Genomic DNA, 16,876 nt, shown 5'->3' on the forward strand with positions numbered 1-16,876 from the left:
GTGAAAACGTACGACGTCGTCATCGTGGGTTCGGGATTCGGAGCGTTGGCCGCGGCCAAGGCTCTGGGCAAGGCCGGTGTGACGTTCTCTCTGATCTCCAGCACCACCGAGCACCTGTTCCAGCCGCTCCTCTACCAGGCAGCCACCGGGATGATCTCGACGGGCGAGATCGCCCCGCCGATCCGGCGCATTCTCGCGCAGTACGACTCCGCCGACGTGCGTCTGGGCCGAGTGGTCGACGTCGATCCCGAAAGCCATCAGGTCACCTACGTCGGTGGCGGCGAACGCCACACCATCGGTTTCGGTCGCCTGATCGTCGCCACCGGAGCCACTCAGGCCTACTTCGGCCGCGACGAGTTCAAGGACCGCACCTTCGCGCTCAAGACAGTCGACGACGCAATCGCCCTGCGTGAGCAGATTCTGAGCTGCTACGAAAAGGCGCACCAGACCACCGATCTCGACGTACGCAAGGAACTGCTCAGCTTCGTGGTCGTCGGTGCAGGCGCGACCGGCGTCGAACTGGCCGGCCAGATCAGGGATCTCGCGCACCGGTACTTCGCCGGCTCGTTCCCCGATATCGGACCCGACGACGTCACGGTCACCCTCGTCGACGGTGTGAAAGAAGTACTCCCCGCTTTCGGCGGCAAGCTCAGTGCCTATGCCCGCACCAAGCTGGAGAAGTCGGGCGTCGACGTCGTCACCGGCGCCATGGTGACCGATATCGCCGACGACGTCGTGACTGTGCAGGACGTCGACTCGAAGACCTCGCGCACCTACCCGGCCAAGACCGTGATCTGGTCGGCCGGCGTTCAGGCCAGTGAGCTGGCGGCGACGATCGCCGATCGCACCGGGTGCGAGACCGATCGGGCCGGTCGGTTGCTCGTGCACGACGACCTCACCGTCGGTACCGCGAAGGACATCTACGCGATCGGCGACGTGACCTCGCTGCACAAGCTGCCGGGACAGTCGCCGGTCGCGATGCAGCAGGGCCGCCACGTAGCCAAGACGATCATCGGGAAGGTCGACGCGGGAACGCCGTTCAAGTATGTCGACAAGGGCAGCATGTCGATCGTGGGCCGATTCAGTGCGGTGGCTCGACTGTTCGGCAAGGTCGACATGTCCGGACCGATCGCTTGGTTGATGTGGCTCGCGGTGCACCTGATGTACCTGGTGGGCTTCCGCAATCGTTACGTTGCAGTGGTGTCGTGGATGACGTCGTACATCGGCGACAAGCGACCGCACTTTCAGTACACCGACAAATCCGGGTCGATGCTGGAACTTGCCGACGAGACATCGGACAGCGAGACATCTGACGACGAGGAACGTTCAGCGGCTTAGGGTTCGGATAGGCCTAGCTGCTCACCAGACCGTTGCGGTAGGCCCAGATCACCACGTGCACTCGGGTGCTGACCTCGAGCTTGCGGCAGATGTTCCCGATGTGGGTCTTGACCGTACTCTGCTCGAGTCGCAGTGATCGGGCGATCTCGCTGTTGCCCAGCCCTGTCGCGAGCAATTGCACCACCTCCATCTCCCGGAGACTCAGGTCATGTTGTGGGGCAGTGCTTCTCGCCGATCGCTGTGGTGCCCCGCGTCGCGCGAACTCCGCCATCAACCGCGGGGTGACGCGCGGCGACAGGGCCGCTCCGCCGGCGGCGACGGTCGTCACGGCGTCGATGAGCTCGTCCGGATCTGCGTCTTTGAGCAGAAATCCGGATGCACCGCTGTCGAGTGCGGCGAACACGTACTCGTCGAGATCGAAGGTGGTGACGACGATGACGCGAACATCGTCGAATCGCGCCAGGATTTCCCGTGTCGCGGTGAGTCCGTCGCCGTTCGGCATCCGAATGTCCATCAGTACGACGTCGGGCTGCAGCGCCGAGACCTGTTGAACGGCATGACGTCCCGACGAGGCGTGTCCGACGACCTCGATGGTGGAGTTGCCGGCCAGGAACAGCTCGAATCCCTGCCGAACCACGGGTTGATCATCGACGATCAGTACTCTGATCATGCCGGTACCCCGTCGGGGCGAGAGATCTTGCCGTCGACCGGTAGTTGCGCGCGCACCACCCAGCCTCTGCCTTCGGCGAGCTCGTTCGGCCCGGCCTCCAGCGTCCCGCCGAAGAGGGCTGCTCGCTCCCGCATGCCGGGAATACCGAATCCCTGACCCGAGGAATCGTCATGACCGGAGGTGGGGGAAGCAATCGTGTTGGAAACGGTCACCTCGACATTCGCGGCTCCAGTGCTGACCTGGACCAGCGCGGCGCAATCGGGCGCGTGGCGTCGAGCATTGGACAGTGACTCCTGCACGATGCGAAAGCACGTCAACTGCACCGCGCTGTCCATGCGGGCTGCGTCGCCGGTGACCTCGAAGTCGATGGAGGCGAACGACATTCGAGACTGTTCGACGAGGTCGGTGATATCGGAGATCATGGGCTGTGGTGCGCCGCCGTCATTGTCGGTCGGGCGCAGGATGCCGACAATTTGGCGGAGACTGTCGAGGGTGCGTTGACCGTGTCCGATTGCGCCGGTGAGTAGTTCGCGTGCCTGCTCGGGGTCGCTCGTGATGAGAGTTCTCGAAGCCTTGGCCTGGATGAGCATGCCGGTGAGGTGATGGGCTGCGACGTCGTGCAATTCGCGCGCCATGGTGCGCCGCTCGTTGTCCAGAGCTGCCTCCAGGCGTTCCAGGTGCGCCGATTCGGCCCGCCCCAGTGCCGCCTCGCTCTCCAGTTCCTGGGCCCGGCCACGTGCGATGTATTTACCCAGCGCGATGAGCACCGTGTAGTTGATGGCCAGGTTGGCGATCTGTTCGGCCACCACTCCGACGGCACCGCCAGGTCCGGCTGCGGCGTCGGGAAAGGACAGGCGTGTATCGACGCTGACCAGGATCTCCAGTATCAATCCTGCGCCGAGGGGAACGAAGAGTCGAGGGCCGCTCACGCGAATTGCCAACGCGGCGATGGCGAACCAGTACAGGGGAGTGAAACCCAAAGTGCGCTCGGGTAATACGAGGATGAGTGCGACGCTGATCGCGACCACAGCCGAGTACGAGAAGACAGGGTAGGTCCGGCGGACGCAGGTCGCCGCCGTCATCACCAGTACTGCGACGACACTTACCGTGATCAGGGCCGGGCTCTCGACGAGTTCGTCTCTGGTGTCGCCGACCATGCCCGTCGAGAGTTGGAATGCGGCGTAGACGACGGTGGCCAGCAGCATCTCGACGGGCAGAACCACCGGATTACGCGGCCGCCAGGAAGGGCGGAACGTGTTCGGTATCCGGGACCTGCCCATCATCAGCGTCGACTCCGTTCTGCTGCAGTGTCTTTCGAGACTACTGCAGTATCTTTCGAGCGCCCAGGGCTCTTGGTTCCCAGCACCCACAGCGGTCCGGTGACGAACCAGAAGAACGTGATGACGCCGAGCGGTTGCACCACTGTTTTCAACGCTGCTGCCTGCTCCGAGTCTGCCACGGTGGCCGCCAGCACGTAGGTGATAGCCAGTGCTATTGCGGCAGCGCACAGCCATTTCACGAATCCTCGGATCTCGTTGCGGTAGGCCTGCGGTCCGGTCTTGGGTGGCGTGGACGGTGCCGGTCCTCCCGCAAACCTGTGGGCGAAGCGCACGTCCAGCCAGGCCACAGTGGAGTGTGCGAACACGAGGGTCCAACCGAGGTAGATACCGGCGAGACGGTGAGCGAACTCGACCTCCCCGCCGCGATGCAAGTCGACGGCGACGGCAGCGACGAGGACGAGATCGAGGACCGGAAGCAGAGCCAGCACGACGGTGCTGGCTCGCCGCATCCGAGCCAGGTAGCGCACGCACAGGCCGCCGAGGACCAGTACCCAGAACCCGACTTCGCAGACGGCGATGGTGAGCAGAATCGGATTGTCCATGGGCCGATCTCACGCGAGTCGACTCTGATGCGGTACCCCGCCGCGGCGTCGTAGCTGGTGATTCCTACCGACGTACGACGCGGCGGTCCACCGAAAGTCGTAGTAGGCCGCGCTACTGTGGAAATTGCGCATACGGGACACGAAAAGGGAGTCGACGATGGCAGGCAAGAAGATCGACAGAGTCCATGCACAGTCCGCGCTGGAAACGGTCCGCGAGAATCCCGGTATTGCATTGATTGCCGCCGCACCTGCATTGGTGGTGCTCGCGGTGGTGTGGTGGCTTCTCGGATTTCCTGCCGCGCTGATTCTGCTGATCGCCGCAGGCGGTGCCGGCTACCTGTATCTCCGGAACCGTTAGTCGGGTCTACGCGCCGTCGGATTCGGCGCGGGGGATGCAGAATTCGGTGATCGTGGCGGTACTCGCTGCCAGCTCGGCCCAGCTGCATTCGGTGGTCAGCACAGCGATCGCCGAGGTGGGGAAGCGGTGTCGCACGTCGCGGGCCACGTCGGTGTCGTCGTCGACGGCCAGTTCGAGTGCCGTCCACGGGATTCCGGGCTCGTGCCCGACGACCAACAGTGTCGAGACGGTCACCTCGTCGAAGTAGGTGTCTGCCAGTTTGATTTCGTCGATGATTTCGTCGGCCGAACCACCGTAGATGTCTCGCTCGAAGCGGGTGGGTGCATCGCCGAGGCCGGTGGCGGCCAAGGTCTCGCGAGTCCGCAGAGCCGTCGAGCACAACACGGCGTCGACGGAGCCGACGTGCTCGGTGATCCAGGCTCCCGCCAGTCCTGCTTCCCGTTGGCCGCGTGGAGCCAGTGGCCGCTCGTGGTCGGGCACGCCGTCGGGGTAGCCGGATTTTCCGTGCCGCATCAGCACGAGGGTCCTAGTGGTCGCCATGCCGTCCACCGTAAACGGTCAGGGCAATCTCATCGGGAACGACGTTCACCGGCTCGGGGAAAACGAACTTGCGCATTGCCCACCACCGGAACGCGGTGGCGAGCAGGGTGCCGACGATGGATCCACTGACGAAGTCCGCGATGTTCTCGGTGATGAAAGACACGTTGGGAGCGCGCAGATCCAGCACGTAACTCGACACCCAGAGCGGCAATTGGTTGATGGCCAGACCGGTCCCGGCGACGGCGAAGAACAGCGCTGCTTCGTGATGGCGACGTCGTCCGCCGCGGGCAGTGAACGACCATTCCCGGTTGAGAACGTACGACACGATCGTCGCGATCAGCACGGCCAGAACATTGGCTGTCACCGGCTTGTCCTGCAGGATCGTCCACTTCAAGCCGAAGAACAGCACGACGGTGACGACGAAGGTGATTGCTCCGACGATGAGGAACTTCAGAGCCTCGGCGTGCTTGACGAGGGGCGCGAGCCAACGTTCGGGAACGTGGTCGGTGAGGCGGTCGGACACATGCATCCCATCGACGTTACCTCGAGTAACGGGTTGGGTAGTCCCATCAACGATAGGCTCGCGGCACTATGGGCCGCCCGAAAACCAGTGCTCGCTTGTCCGTTCTGATCGTCTTCTTCGTCAACGGCGCGGTGTTCGCCAACTGGGCACCCCGCATTCCCGAGATCCAGAACTCGTTGTCCATCGATGTAGCCACGCTGGGTCTCGCTCTCGCCGGGGTCGGTGTCGGCGGGCTTGCCGCAGCACCCGTTGCCGCCGTGCTGGTACACCGGTTCGGCAGTCGGTGGGCTGTTCTCGGGTCGGGACTCTTGTTGTGCGGTGCGTTCGTGCTCCCCGCTGTGGCGGTGTCGTGGTGGACGCTGCTGGCAGCTCTGGTCCTGCTCGGCGGGGCCGACGCGGTGATGGACATTTCCATGAACGCCCAGGGAGTTCTCGTCGAGGAGCGGGCCGGTCGGTCTCTGCTCAGTGGCTTTCATGCCGCGTGGAGCGTCGGGGCGGTGGTGGGCGGAGTGACGGGTTCTGCGGCCGCGGGTGCTCGCCTTCCGGTCGTGGTGCACTTCGCCTTCGTGGCAGTGGTGCTGGTTCTTGCGCTCGCGGCGGTCGGCCGGGGTCTGCTGGGTCCGGACACACGGCCGGACGAGTCCGCCGACGGCCCAACTCCTCAGCCGGCCGTCGGCCGTCCGATTGCGGCGCTGGCCATGCTCGGCGCGGTGGTTCTGCTGGCCGGCCTGATGGAGGATTTTCCGCAGTCCTGGAGCGCGGTGTACATGACGACCGAGCAGGGGGCCGGTCCTGGCGCTGCCGGTCTGGCGTTCGTCGCGTTCTCGGGGGCCATGTTGGTGGGACGCCTGGTGGGTGACCGGATCGTCGATCGGTTCGGACCGTCGTCGGTACTGACGGGTGGCGCAGCGCTGGTTGCGGTCGCATTTGCGGGCATCGCGGGGCTGTCGGTGCTCGCCGTCGACGTGCCTGTACTGGTCATCGCTGCATTCGCGGTCGCCGGCCTGGGTTCGAGTCCGCTGTTTCCCATCGTGTTCAGCCTGGCCGGACGGCTTCCCGGCGTCTCGTCGGCTGCGGCGATCTCGACCGTGTCGCTTATCTCGCGTGCCGGATTTCTGCTGGCACCGTTGGTGGTCGGGCGGGTCGTCGAGGCATCGGGCTTCGGGTCGGTATTGGCCGCGATCGCTGCCGCGGGCGTCGTCGTCGCGGTGATCGGGTGGCTCTACGGCCGCAAATTTCCCGTGGACTCGGCTCAGGACTGCGGCTCCAAATAAGTGCGCAACAACCGACGTACCTCTTCGGCCGTGAGTTGCTCGGGATACGTCACCGTGAGTGCGCGGTACTGAATTCTGGCCTCGTGCGTGATAGACAAGTCCGGAGTTTACGGTCTCGGTCGTGTGAGAGGCCCGTTGGCAATAGCGAGACGCAGGGCAGGATGCGGCGATGAGTGAATGGTGGTGACTTGATGGCGACCGATGCCGACTCGGGTCTCCGTGACGAATCCCGCAGGCGGGCGCTCTCAGTCACCGGTACGGCTGCTCTGGCGCTCGCCCTGGTGGTCGGGTGGGTCGTCGTGTATTTCATCGGCTTGGTGGGTGCGCTGTGGCGTTTTCGTGAGCCGCATGCGCCGGCACCGATCCTCACGATGCACGATCAGTGGACCGATCTCGCGGTCGGCGCCCTGCAGGTCGTTGTGGGGGCGATCGCGATCGGCGCGGTATATCACGCACGGCGACGGACTTTGCCGGCGGTGCTGCCTCTGCGGCATGGCTCCGCGCGCGAGGCTGCGTTGACATGGTGTGCTGCGATCGGCGCGGCGTCGGCAATAGTGCTCGTATTGTCGCGACTGAATATCGTTCGGTTCGGGTTCTCTATCCCTGCCTCTGTCGAATCAGATTGGCTTGCAGTCGTTTCCGCGCTCGCTGTCGGTCTGCGGGAGGAGCCGATTCTGGTGGCTCTGCCGGTTCTGCTGTTGGTGGGCAGGATGCCGATCTGGGCGATCATGGGGTTGTCGGCAACGTTGCGGGGCTTCCTGTACCTGTATTTCGGCGGCGGCGGATTCCTGTGGGCAGCCATATGGGGCGCGGCGGCGGTGTGGGTGTATTACCGATATCGGCGATTGTGGGTGCTGATCCTCATTCATGGATTCGTGATGAACATCCAGGTCTTCGACCGGGTGATTCCGTCCGACAATTCCGCGACGGTGCTGCAGTGGATCAACATTTTGATCCTGTTCGCGGCCCTGCTGTGGTGGATCACGCCCCGCGCCCTCGATGCGTTCCTGCCGAACACGGTGGCTGTCCGTTCCAACGATCGGGCTGTCGACACGACGCCTGTGGTGACCGACGTCGTGCTGAATCCCGAGAACGTGAACCCCGACCGATCCAGAAACGAACCACCCGTCAAACCCTGACCATGCGCGCCTCGTGGCATTCCCACGTCGGGTCGAAGCGGGCTTCGCCGTCCAGCTCGAACCCGTTCTTGCGATAGAAGGCGATCGCGCGCTCGTTGGCCGCGGCCACCCACAGATACGCAGCGGGAGTGTCCTCACCTAGTGCGTCGTTCATCAACGCCAGTGCAATGCCGGTGCCGTGGTGTTCGGGAAGAACGTTCAACGACCACAATTCCCTGCGTGCAGGCGGATTTTCGTCGCGCGGGGGTCCGCCGGTCGCGAAGCCGACAATGCGTGAGTCGGCGACGTCGACTGCACATCGGGTGCGAACTCCGCGCGCCGACGACTCGTGGCGATGGGCGATGATCTGCTCCCACCGATCGATGCGGTGCGCGGGCCTCATCGCATCCAACTTCGCACCGTTGATCATTCCCGCATACGTCGCCTTCCAGATCGCAACGTGTGCTGTACCGATCTGATGCTCGTCACCGGGCAGGGCGTCACGAATCGAGTAGCTGCGCATGGTGTCGTTATACCGGCCCGAACTCGGTGACCGAATCGAATTTTCCTGTCGGACCCCTCTCGTAGTATCGAATACATGTTCGATACCGGGGGGTGGGGAGCGGTGGAGACGCCGTCGGTCGATGACTGTATCGCGGGGTTTCTCGATGTCATCGCGCTCAGCCGTGTTCAGGAAAACCTCGCTCGGGCAGCGACTTTGCTCGCATACTGCGACGTACTCGAGATGCGTCTCGAGGCCGCCGAAGCCGCTGACGGAGATCCCGGCGAGACCGTCCGCGGCGCTTTGTGCGACTTGGCCGTGACGATGACCGGCACGCGTCGCCATGCGTCGGTGGTGCACGATGTCGCCGAGCGTTTACATCGAATGCCGTTGACGGCCTTGCGTTTCGTGACCGGCAGCTTCGACTGGTCGACGGTGGTCACCATCACCTCGGTGTTGCATCGCGCCAGTGACGAGACCATCTCGACAATCGAATATGAGGTCTGCGCCGCAGGGGGCCGAATGCGTCCGCAGGCCTTGCGGAATCGAATCTGGCGGTTGTGGATGAGGGCCGATCCGGACGGCGCTGCGCAGGCTCGCGAGACCGCGAAGTCGGAGGAAGTCGGAGTGCGGATCGACCGCACCGGTCCCGGCGGTATTTCGTCGCTCATCGCAAAAATCACGCATCTCGAGGCGGCCGAAGCGGATGCGCTCATCGTCGAGATCGTGCGGACTGTCTGCAAGGACGATCCGCGGTCGACGGGGATGCTGCGGGCGGCGGGACTGATGGCGTTGCTACACGGCGAACATTCGCTGGCCTGTCAGTGCGATCTGGGTGACGACTGCCCGGTTGCGGGTGGCACCGATGATCTCCCTGCTCGGCGCGGGCATCTCCTTCAGATCGTGGTGGCGGTGGAGACGCTGCTGGGACTGTCCTCGGATCCCGCGTCCTTGGCGGACGGGACGCCCATCGATCCGGAGGTGGCGCGCATCGTCGCCACCGACGCGAAATGGCAGGCCATGCTGACCGAGTTGGTCGACATGCTCAAACCCGAGGGAAACAGTTCCGACGACGGCGACGACGGCGAGGGCGGCGAGGGCGACGACGGCCCTGAGGGCGGTGAGTGCGGCGACGACGACGAGGGCGACGAAGGCCCTGAGGGCGATAACCCGAAAGGTGGAGGACCGTCTGGCAGAGGGCCGGATGGCGGTGACCCGAACGACGTGAATCCTGATGGCAAGTCCGGCCCTGACGGCGATTCCGGTCCCGACGGCGATTCCGACGGCGACGCGGGTCCAGGCGCCGGCGACCAGGACGACCGTCGCGGAAGAGGCCCGGACGGCGCTGGAGGCTCGCAGCGCGGTGAGTGCAGCGGTCGAGACCCGGGCAGCAGTAAGCACCCGGGTAGCGGTCAGGACCCAGGCTTGCGGTTGTCGACCGGTTCGTTGCTACGTCGAGTGGTGGGCATCGGGCGCGTGCGCGCTGCCGGCGAGCTTCCGTCGATACGCGGGGCAGGTGACTGCGCGAATTCACCCGCAGCCCCTGTGCTGGGGGAGGAGTCTGTCCGCGATGGGCTGGTCGCGCGGTGGCTCGCATGGATTGCCGAGAAGCCCGAGCGTGCTCGGGGCATCTTTCCCGACGGCCACGGCGGGGAGCGCAGTCCATCTCAGGCTGCGATGACCTATCGACCCAGTGCCCGCGTCGCTGCTGTCGTTCGGGCCGCGTATCGCACGTGCACGTTCCCCCGTTGCGACGTGCCGTCGGCGCGGTGCCAGATCGATCATCTGGTGCCGTTCGACAAAGACGATCCGCGGCGGGGAGGTTGGACCATCGTGACCAATCTTCAACCGGTGTGCGTGTTCCATCATCAGGCGAAGACCTCGAAAACGTGGTCGGCGGCGATGGTGGCCGGAGGGGTGATTCTGTGGTCGAACTCGCTCGGGTTGCGCTCGATCACGTTGCCGGACTTCTCGATCGGATCGCACGCGGGTCGCAGCCGACGTCCGAAGCGGTCTTCAGGGAAGGAGACGTCCCTGTCCGAACCCACCCGATGGGAACTCGACTACAGCGGGTCCGCAGCCCCAACGCTCGCGGACTTCCGTGCTGCCTCGACGGACATGGCGAGGAAGCGGCTCGCCGAGAAGAGGCGGGCCTATCTCGAACATTGCCGCGTTGTACACGCACGCATACGACAGGACTGGAGTCGATACGATCCCGCGCCCTTCTGACGCCGGGACTGCCGGTGCCCGATAGGTGGTCAGGGCCACGCACCTGCTACCTTGAACGCCGTTCAAGTATCTGGGGCAGGTGATCGCCCCTTCCTCGAGGAGCCACCGTGTCAGGTATCGACAGCAGTACTCGCCCGCCGAGCCGTAAGGTCGGTCGAATGAACGTCTCCGCCCGCGACATGGCGCAGATCGCGGTGTTCGCGGCGCTCATCGCCGCGCTCGGACTGCCGGGATCGATCACGGTGGGCTTCTCCGGAGTCCCGATCACCCTGCAGACCCTCGGCATCATCCTGGCCGGCGCAGTTCTGGGACCACGCAAGGGCACGGCCGCAGTACTCGTGTTCCTCGCCCTGACAATGATCGGCCTGCCGCTGTTGGCGGGCGGACGCACCGGCCTCGCGGCGATGGCCGGCCCCACCGTCGGATACCTGATCGGCTGGATTCCGGCAGCGCTGATCATCGGTTGGCTCACCGCCCGCATCCTGCCGAAGTACTCGATCGTGCTCGGACTGCTGATCAACGCCGTCGGCGGAATCCTCGTTATCTACATCTTCGGCACCATCGGATTGCTGCTCCGCACCGACGTCGGGCTCTGGGCCGCGATCACCACCAACGGACCGTTCCTGCCCGGCGACATCGCGAAGGTCGTCGTCGCCACGGTCGTGGCCAAGAGCGTGCACCGCGCTTACCCGGGACTGATCAAGAGGTGACCTTTACGCTGGGAGGTCGAGGCCAGGACTCCGCCATCGTCTGGCGCGGTCGCAGTCTCACCTACGCCGAACTCGACGCCGCCGTCGAGCAGTGGCCTCACCTCCCGGCACACGCCCAATCTCACGACGCCCAATCACACGACGCATCAGCACTGGATCTGCCGGACGCGTTGGTCTGTGTTGTCGCGGCGGCTCGGCAGGGGTGCGCGGTGCGAGTCGAGGACCCGGCCGCCAGGCCCGAACGCAGCGGCGACCCCGACCCCGACGCCTTCCTGCTGGTTGCAACCTCCGGTTCCACCGGCAAACCCAAGCCGCTCGCGCGGACCGCGGCGTCGTGGGTCGACAGCTTCGCCGAGTTCACCGACATCACCGGCATCCGTCCCACCGATTCGGTAGCGATCACCGGACCCCTGCACGCCACGATGCATCTGTTCGCGGCCTTGCATGCGCTGTGGCTCGGTGCCTGTGTCACCGACGATCAGGCGCAGGCCACGGTGGTACATGCGGTCCCCGCTGTGTTGCGGGACGTCGCTCCGCGGATGCCGCACCTTCGGATTGCGGTCGTTGCTGGAACGATGCTGGACTCCGTTGCAGCTCGGTCTGTTCCGGACAGCGTGAGACTGGTCGAATATTATGGGGCCGCCGAGTTGTCCTTGATCGCAGCGAGGGTCGTGGGTGAGCAGCCGACGCTGGCGCTGCTTCGCGACGTCGAGGTGCGCACCGACGACGGTTACCTGTTCGTGCGGTCCCCCTACGCCGCCTGGAGTGCACGTGATTGGTTCGCCGTCGGCGACCTGGCCGACGTGCGTGGCCGGGAACTCGTCGTCCACGGGCGCGGAGATGCGGCGATCAACGTCGGTGGCACCACCGTGATCGCCGAGGACGTCGAGCGAATTCTGGTCTCGATCGACGGCGTCCTCGCCGCCGCGGCGATCGGGACCCCGCACTCCATTCTCGGCGAAACCGTCTCTGCCGTGATCGAACTCGACGGTTCACGCGATCTGGACGTGGTGCGCGCCGATGCCCGAGCGATCATGACCAAAGAGGCACTACCGAGGCGGTGGACGGTGGTAGAGCAGTTGCCCCGCACCGCCAGCGGAAAAATCGCACGCGGGGCACTGCTGGCTAGAGGAGCACTGGCGTGATGCCCACACCCGTTGTTGTCGCGGGTAAACGCACCGCGATCGGCATTGCAGGGCACGGGTTCGCCGATGTCACGGCACCTAACTTGGCGGTACCGGTTCTGAAAGCTGTTGCTGCAGAGATCGATCCGCTCGGTGTTCCGATCGACGACGTGATTCTCGGCAACTGCCTCGGCCCAGGCGGTGACGTCGCCCGAGTGGCGGCGTTGGGTGCCGGGCTCGGGTTCGCCGTCCCCGGGGTCACCGTCGATCGCCAGTGTGGATCCGGGTTGGACGCGCTCGCCCAAGCCGCGTCGCGCATCCGGAGCGGCGACGAGACGATGATTCTGGCCGGGGGAGTCGAATCTGCAAGTACCAGCCCGTGGCGGTTCTGGCCGCCCGTCGGCGACGCGGAGCCGGTCCGCTACACCCGAGCGCCGTTCGCACCCGACGGGTTCGACGACCCGGACATGGGGGTTGCGGCGGATCACCTCGCACGGCGTCGTGGGATCGGCCGCGAAAGCCAAGACGCTTATGCCGCAAGGTCTTTCGCCCGAGCGGCAGCGAACGACTTCTCCGCGGAAATCGTGGCTGTGAACAACATGGCTACCGACGAGCGCATTCGGCCCAACATGACGACGCAGCGCCTGGGTAGGCTGCGCCCCACGTTCAGCACGGACGGGACCGTGACCGCCGGTAATTCGTGTGGAATCTCCGACGGCGCAGCCGTGTTGGCAATGACCACCCTCGACCGCGCCGCGGGCATGCCGGCGCTGCGCATTCTCGGCAGCGCTGTTGCCGGGTCCGATCCTGCCCTTCCCGGGCTCGGACCGGTACCCGCGATCGACAAACTGCTCGCCCGCACCGGGGTGGCGCTGAGCGACATCGAAGCAGTCGAGATCACCGAGGCCTTCGCGTCGGTCGTGCTTGCCGTCGCGGACGAGCTCGGCATCGACGAGGACCGCATCTGCCCGGACGGTGGTGCCATCGCAATGGGGCATCCGTGGGGAGCGTCGGGCGCAATATTGTTGGTGCGGTTGCTCTCTCGTATGCTGCAGCCCGGAGGCCCCGCGCTGGGGTTGGCGGCCTGCGCTATCGGCGGCGGGCAGGGAATAGCAATGCTGGTGGAGAGAGTGTCATGAGTACGGTCGCCTTCGAGAACATCTCTCACGCCTTCGGCGAGCGGCAGGTGTTGCGCGGCATCGATCTCGAATTCGACGAACGCCGTATCGGCATCATCGGGTCCAATGGATCGGGGAAATCCACGCTGGCCCGCATGATCAACGGGTTGATCAAGCCCGATACCGGCCGGGTCACGGTCGACGGAATCGACGCGGCCAAGAAGGGCGCGCAGGTCCGCAAGAAGGTCGGCTTCGTCTTCACCGATCCCGACTCTCAGATCGTCATGCCCACCGTCGCTGAGGATCTCGCGTTCTCGCTACGGAGGTCCGGGCTCAGCAAGACCGAGGTGGCCGAGCGTGTCGACGAGATGCTCGTCAGGTTTCGACTCGATCGGCACCGCGACCACCCTGCTCACCTGCTGTCCGGTGGACAGAAGCAGTTGCTCGCCATCGGGGCCGTCCTTATCCGGCGGCCCGAGGTGATCGTCGCGGACGAGCCGACGACATTGCTCGATCTGCGTAACGGCCGCGTCGTCGCAGACGCCTTGAATTCGATGGACCAGCAGGTCATCGTCGTGACTCATCAGCTGGCGTTGCTGGACGGCTTCGAGCGCGTCATCGTCATCGACGACGGCCGCATCGCGTTCGACGGCACCCCGGCTGCCGCGGTCCCGGCCTACCGCGAGTTGATCGAATGATCGGTCTCTACCGCCCCGGTGATTCGTTGCTGCATCGGGTGAGTCCGGGATCGAAACTGCTGGCGCTGATCGTTGCCATCCTGGCGACGGTGATTTTTGCACGCACACCCCTCGAGGTCGGTGTGGTTGCCGTGGTGGTCGCAGTACTGTTCGCGGTCGCCCGCATCCCTGTGAAAGTCGCTCTGGCGCAACTACGTCCGGTGCTGTGGATGCTGCTGATCATAGGGGTGTTCCAGGTGATCATCACCACCTGGCAACGCGCAGTGGTGGTCTGCGGAGTGCTGATCGTCTCCGTCGCGTTGGCCGCATTGGTCACGCTCACCACCCGGGTCACCGACATGCTCGATACCGTCACCCGAGCCCTCGGTCCCGTCCGCCGCTTCGGCGTCGACCCGGATCGAATCGGTTTGCTTCTGGCCCTTGCCATTCGCTGCATACCGTTGTTGGCGTCGATCGTGCAAGAAGTGTCGCAGGCAAGAAAGGCCCGCGGCCTGCAGTGGTCGATGACGGCCCTGGCCACACCGGTGTTGGTGCGTGCGCTCCGTACCGCCGATGCGATGGGCGACGCTCTGGTGGCGCGCGGTGTGGACGACGACGGTGTCGATGATGACGGTGTGGATGATGACGGTGCAGATGACGAGTGACCTTCTCACCGCGCGGATAGCGCAGCACTGCGATCGGGCGGACATCGCGATCGTCGACGCGACAGATCGGATCACGTACCGGGATATGTGGCGTCGGGTGGAACGTGCGGCCGGGTCGATGGCCGGGATGCGTCGCATCGCGGTCTTGCCGACGTCGGACATCGACTCGCTGGTCGTCGTCGCGGCAGCGATGCATGCCGGCGTGAGTGTCGTTCTGCTGCATCGGCATCTGCTACCCGGCGAATTCGTCGACGCGATGTCGGTCACTGCACCGTCGCTCATCGTGGCGCATCCGCGTCAGCACGCACGATTGCACAGGTGGGGTGCCGACGCGGTGCTGGCACCCGAGCAGCTCGCCGGCGACCGTGTTGCGCGCGTCGATCCGCCGGCACGCAGCGCCGAACTGCTCGTGGGCATCACCTCCGGAACCACCGGCCCACCGAAATTGTTCGTTCGTGATCAGGCGTCCTGGGCGGCCACGCTCGACCGTTCCGATTCTCTGTTCGATCTCGGTCCGGGCGACAGAGTGTCTGCATCGGGAACTCTCGATCACACGCACTTTCTCTACGGTGCGTTGCACGGGCTTACTCGCGGCGCGACGGTGGACCTGCGCACGGCGGCTGCTGCTCTCGAAGATGTTCCGACACACTTGTATTCGGTACCGACGATCGCCTGGGACATCGCGCGGTCGCACGTGCAGTACCCCAGCGTCCGCGAGGTGCTCTCGTCTGCGGCGCGATGGCCGCAGTCGGGTCGGGCGGCACTTGCCACGGTGCTACCGAACGCGACCATGACGCACTTTTACGGCGCGTCGGAATTGAGCTTCGTCTCGTACGACCGTCGAACGTCCGAGGGCGCGGGGATCGAGGGGGCGGAGATCGAGGGAGCGCTGTTCGACGGCGTCGAGGTGGAGACCAGGGGAGAACTGCTGCATGTGCGCAGCGACATGCTGTTCGACGGCTATCTGAGTCGGGTGGGTGAGCACACCACCCTGACGGACGGACCGGTCGACGGGTGGATGACGGTCGGTGATCGCGGCAGCGTCGACCAGGGCCGGTTGACCTTGCTCGGCCGCGGCAGCGAGACGATCGTTCGAGCCGGCCTCACGGTCGAGTTGCCCCCGATCGAGGCGGCGCTATTGTCGGTCCCCGGTGTTCTCGATGCCGGAGTTCTGGGCCTGCCCGATGACCGAGCAGGGGAGATACCGGTCGCCGGAGTGGTTGTAGCACAGGATGTTTCACCGACGGTGGCGCAGATACGGCGGCACCTGCGTTCGTTGCTACCCGACCCGAGTCTGCCCGTCGTCATCGCGATCGTCGACGGTTTGCCGCGTACCCCGCGCGGCAAGCTCGATCGTCAGGCCTTGGGTGCAACCTTGGCGACGGTGCGGACCGTGGGTTCGCCCGAGGCTCCGGTGACGACGAACCAGACGGTCAGCGCTCCGCCCTCGTAGCGGTGACGTAGCGTCACGCGTTCGTTCGCCAGCACCGGCGTGAGGTATTCGATGACGGCGCGGTGGGGCGCTGCGGCCAGGTGCGGCAAGTCCACCAGGAGTTCTTCGACCGCGTGCCAGTACGCCGCGTTGTTGAGGTGGTTGAAAGGATCGATATCGGTTGCGCGCAAAGGGAATTCGACGTCGCTCTGGGACTGCGACGGTACCGGTTCGGTCAGCCACGCCTTCCAGCGCAAGCGGTGCTGATCGGTGGTCTTGGCCAGCATCTCCAGTGCCCCGTCGCTGATGCGCGTCGGCATGCCGGTGTCCTTGCTGATGTTGATCCAGAAGCCCTCGGTTTCGATGCGACCACCCTTGGGGGTCGTCACCGCCACCCGCATGTTGGACCACCGCGTCGACATCGAGGAACACCAGCGCCGCAGGTGCACGCGGTCGGGAAAGTGGATGGGCTCGAAGACGTCGATGACGGTGCGTCGCACGATCCACATCGGGTCGGTCTTACCCAGAGGGGTGGCGTCGAGATTGTCGGTGCCGATGTCCTGGAGGTAGCGCGCGACACCGTCGAACCGGAGTCGGTTGTTGGGGTCGATGTCGCCGGTACGTACTGGCCAGCTCGTCTCGAAGCCTTCACCGGGCGGCGGCTCGGGTGCCAGTTCGTCGTCGAAGCCGGCCGGTTCCACGCGTGCATCGGTCAC

General features: G+C 65.2%; 18 protein-coding genes. 11 read left to right on the forward strand and 7 right to left on the reverse strand.

Annotation, left to right across the window (positions count from 1 at the left end; translation table 11 throughout):
• On the forward strand, window positions 1-1,338 hold the full coding sequence (locus tag RFA01S_RS19285; RefSeq protein WP_032381392.1) for an NAD(P)/FAD-dependent oxidoreductase: 1,338 nt from the start codon (window positions 1-3) through the stop codon (window positions 1,336-1,338).
• Between the two features lie 13 nt (window positions 1,339-1,351).
• Here the strand turns inward: RFA01S_RS19285 and RFA01S_RS19290 are convergent, their stop codons facing one another.
• From RFA01S_RS19290 to RFA01S_RS19300, 3 genes are read right to left on the reverse strand one after another with little or no spacing between them, the layout of a single operon-like run.
• Window positions 1,352-2,008, reverse strand: coding sequence for a response regulator transcription factor (locus tag RFA01S_RS19290; RefSeq protein ID WP_032365291.1), 657 nt, complete (start codon window positions 2,006-2,008; stop codon window positions 1,352-1,354).
• On the reverse strand, window positions 2,005-3,291 hold the full coding sequence (locus RFA01S_RS19295) for a sensor histidine kinase (RefSeq protein WP_081371368.1): 1,287 nt from the start codon (window positions 3,289-3,291) through the stop codon (window positions 2,005-2,007). Before RFA01S_RS19295 ends, RFA01S_RS19290 begins: the two co-directional genes overlap by 4 nt.
• Window positions 3,291-3,890, reverse strand: a complete 600-nt coding sequence (locus tag RFA01S_RS19300) for a hypothetical protein (RefSeq protein WP_072692143.1) — start codon at window positions 3,888-3,890, stop codon at window positions 3,291-3,293. The genes RFA01S_RS19295 and RFA01S_RS19300 overlap by 1 nt, the downstream gene beginning before the upstream one ends.
• Before the next feature lie 157 nt (window positions 3,891-4,047).
• On the opposite strand from RFA01S_RS19300, the gene RFA01S_RS19305 reads away from it, so the two are divergent.
• Window positions 4,048-4,248 (forward strand): membrane protein, encoded by a 201-nt coding sequence (locus RFA01S_RS19305; protein ID WP_027498199.1) that lies wholly within the window; start codon window positions 4,048-4,050, stop codon window positions 4,246-4,248.
• Window positions 4,249-4,254: 6 nt separating this feature from the next.
• Here the strand turns inward: RFA01S_RS19305 and RFA01S_RS19310 are convergent, their stop codons facing one another.
• Both RFA01S_RS19310 and RFA01S_RS19315 read right to left on the reverse strand, forming a co-directional pair.
• Entirely contained in the window at window positions 4,255-4,788 is a 534-nt protein-coding gene (locus tag RFA01S_RS19310; RefSeq protein WP_032407462.1) for a SixA phosphatase family protein, read from the reverse strand.
• A complete protein-coding gene (locus tag RFA01S_RS19315) occupies window positions 4,775-5,317 on the reverse strand; it encodes a GtrA family protein (protein ID WP_032365292.1) in 543 nt (180 codons plus the stop codon). Before RFA01S_RS19315 ends, RFA01S_RS19310 begins: the two co-directional genes overlap by 14 nt.
• Before the next feature lie 89 nt (window positions 5,318-5,406).
• Between RFA01S_RS19315 and RFA01S_RS19320 the strand changes: the two genes are divergently transcribed.
• Together RFA01S_RS19320 and RFA01S_RS19325 are read left to right on the forward strand one after the other, a co-directional pair.
• A complete protein-coding gene (locus tag RFA01S_RS19320) occupies window positions 5,407-6,585 on the forward strand; it encodes an MFS transporter (protein WP_162182886.1) in 1,179 nt (392 codons plus the stop codon).
• A gap of 191 nt (window positions 6,586-6,776) precedes the next feature.
• Window positions 6,777-7,724 (forward strand): CPBP family intramembrane glutamic endopeptidase, encoded by a 948-nt coding sequence (locus RFA01S_RS19325; RefSeq protein WP_032407331.1) that lies wholly within the window; start codon window positions 6,777-6,779, stop codon window positions 7,722-7,724.
• On the opposite strand, the gene RFA01S_RS19330 is transcribed toward RFA01S_RS19325, so the two are convergent.
• Window positions 7,714-8,226: a GNAT family N-acetyltransferase gene (locus RFA01S_RS19330; RefSeq protein WP_032407330.1), complete on the reverse strand. Its 513-nt coding sequence runs from the start codon at window positions 8,224-8,226 to the stop codon at window positions 7,714-7,716. The genes RFA01S_RS19325 and RFA01S_RS19330 overlap by 11 nt on opposite strands.
• Before the next feature lie 75 nt (window positions 8,227-8,301).
• On the opposite strand from RFA01S_RS19330, the gene RFA01S_RS19335 reads away from it, so the two are divergent.
• The 7 genes from RFA01S_RS19335 to RFA01S_RS19365 all read left to right on the forward strand — a co-directional run bounded on the left by RFA01S_RS19335 (window position 8,302) and on the right by RFA01S_RS19365 (window position 16,181).
• On the forward strand, window positions 8,302-10,434 hold the full coding sequence (locus RFA01S_RS19335; protein WP_052060711.1) for an HNH endonuclease signature motif containing protein: 2,133 nt from the start codon (window positions 8,302-8,304) through the stop codon (window positions 10,432-10,434).
• 158 nt (window positions 10,435-10,592) lie between these two features.
• Complete coding sequence (locus RFA01S_RS19340) at window positions 10,593-11,144, forward strand: biotin transporter BioY (RefSeq protein ID WP_239535631.1); 552 nt, start codon at window positions 10,593-10,595, stop codon at window positions 11,142-11,144.
• A complete protein-coding gene (locus RFA01S_RS19345; protein ID WP_032407329.1) occupies window positions 11,141-12,289 on the forward strand; it encodes an AMP-binding protein in 1,149 nt (382 codons plus the stop codon). The genes RFA01S_RS19340 and RFA01S_RS19345 overlap by 4 nt, the downstream gene beginning before the upstream one ends.
• Entirely contained in the window at window positions 12,289-13,407 is a 1,119-nt protein-coding gene (locus tag RFA01S_RS19350; protein WP_032407460.1) for a thiolase family protein, read from the forward strand. Before RFA01S_RS19345 ends, RFA01S_RS19350 begins: the two co-directional genes overlap by 1 nt.
• Window positions 13,404-14,084 carry an energy-coupling factor ABC transporter ATP-binding protein gene (locus RFA01S_RS19355; RefSeq protein ID WP_032381305.1) on the forward strand — a complete coding sequence of 227 codons (681 nt, stop codon included), beginning with the start codon at window positions 13,404-13,406 and terminating at the stop codon, window positions 14,082-14,084. The genes RFA01S_RS19350 and RFA01S_RS19355 overlap by 4 nt, the downstream gene beginning before the upstream one ends.
• Window positions 14,081-14,728 carry an energy-coupling factor transporter transmembrane component T family protein gene (locus tag RFA01S_RS19360; RefSeq protein ID WP_032407328.1) on the forward strand — a complete coding sequence of 216 codons (648 nt, stop codon included), beginning with the start codon at window positions 14,081-14,083 and terminating at the stop codon, window positions 14,726-14,728. The genes RFA01S_RS19355 and RFA01S_RS19360 overlap by 4 nt, the downstream gene beginning before the upstream one ends.
• Complete coding sequence (locus RFA01S_RS19365; RefSeq protein WP_238325114.1) at window positions 14,619-16,181, forward strand: AMP-binding protein; 1,563 nt, start codon at window positions 14,619-14,621, stop codon at window positions 16,179-16,181. The genes RFA01S_RS19360 and RFA01S_RS19365 overlap by 110 nt, the downstream gene beginning before the upstream one ends.
• Here the strand turns inward: RFA01S_RS19365 and RFA01S_RS19370 are convergent.
• On the reverse strand, window positions 16,085-16,876 hold the full coding sequence (locus tag RFA01S_RS19370; RefSeq protein ID WP_081371372.1) for an acyl-[acyl-carrier-protein] thioesterase: 792 nt from the start codon (window positions 16,874-16,876) through the stop codon (window positions 16,085-16,087). The genes RFA01S_RS19365 and RFA01S_RS19370 overlap by 97 nt on opposite strands.

The organism is Rhodococcoides fascians NBRC 12155 = LMG 3623, assembly GCF_001894785.1.
Taxonomy (GTDB): domain Bacteria; phylum Actinomycetota; class Actinomycetes; order Mycobacteriales; family Mycobacteriaceae; genus Rhodococcoides; species Rhodococcoides fascians.

Bases quoted from the DNA above. Each gene is read 5' to 3' on its own strand.
- RFA01S_RS19290 (WP_032365291.1), bottom strand. From the start codon at position 2,008: ATGATCAGAGTACTGATCGTCGATGATCAACCCGTGGTTCGGCAGGGA.
- RFA01S_RS19295 (WP_081371368.1), bottom strand. From the start codon at position 3,291: ATGATGGGCAGGTCCCGGATACCGAACACGTTCCGCCCTTCCTGGCGG.
- RFA01S_RS19300 (WP_072692143.1), bottom strand. From the start codon at position 3,890: ATGGACAATCCGATTCTGCTCACCATCGCCGTCTGCGAAGTCGGGTTC.
- RFA01S_RS19305 (WP_027498199.1), top strand. From the start codon at position 4,048: ATGGCAGGCAAGAAGATCGACAGAGTCCATGCACAGTCCGCGCTGGAA.
- RFA01S_RS19310 (WP_032407462.1), bottom strand. From the start codon at position 4,788: ATGGCGACCACTAGGACCCTCGTGCTGATGCGGCACGGAAAATCCGGC.
- RFA01S_RS19315 (WP_032365292.1), bottom strand. From the start codon at position 5,317: ATGCATGTGTCCGACCGCCTCACCGACCACGTTCCCGAACGTTGGCTC.
- RFA01S_RS19325 (WP_032407331.1), top strand. From the start codon at position 6,777: ATGGCGACCGATGCCGACTCGGGTCTCCGTGACGAATCCCGCAGGCGG.
- RFA01S_RS19330 (WP_032407330.1), bottom strand. From the start codon at position 8,226: ATGCGCAGCTACTCGATTCGTGACGCCCTGCCCGGTGACGAGCATCAG.
- RFA01S_RS19335 (WP_052060711.1), top strand. From the start codon at position 8,302: ATGTTCGATACCGGGGGGTGGGGAGCGGTGGAGACGCCGTCGGTCGAT.
- RFA01S_RS19340 (WP_239535631.1), top strand. From the start codon at position 10,593: ATGAACGTCTCCGCCCGCGACATGGCGCAGATCGCGGTGTTCGCGGCG.
- RFA01S_RS19350 (WP_032407460.1), top strand. From the start codon at position 12,289: ATGCCCACACCCGTTGTTGTCGCGGGTAAACGCACCGCGATCGGCATT.
- RFA01S_RS19355 (WP_032381305.1), top strand. From the start codon at position 13,404: ATGAGTACGGTCGCCTTCGAGAACATCTCTCACGCCTTCGGCGAGCGG.
- RFA01S_RS19360 (WP_032407328.1), top strand. From the start codon at position 14,081: ATGATCGGTCTCTACCGCCCCGGTGATTCGTTGCTGCATCGGGTGAGT.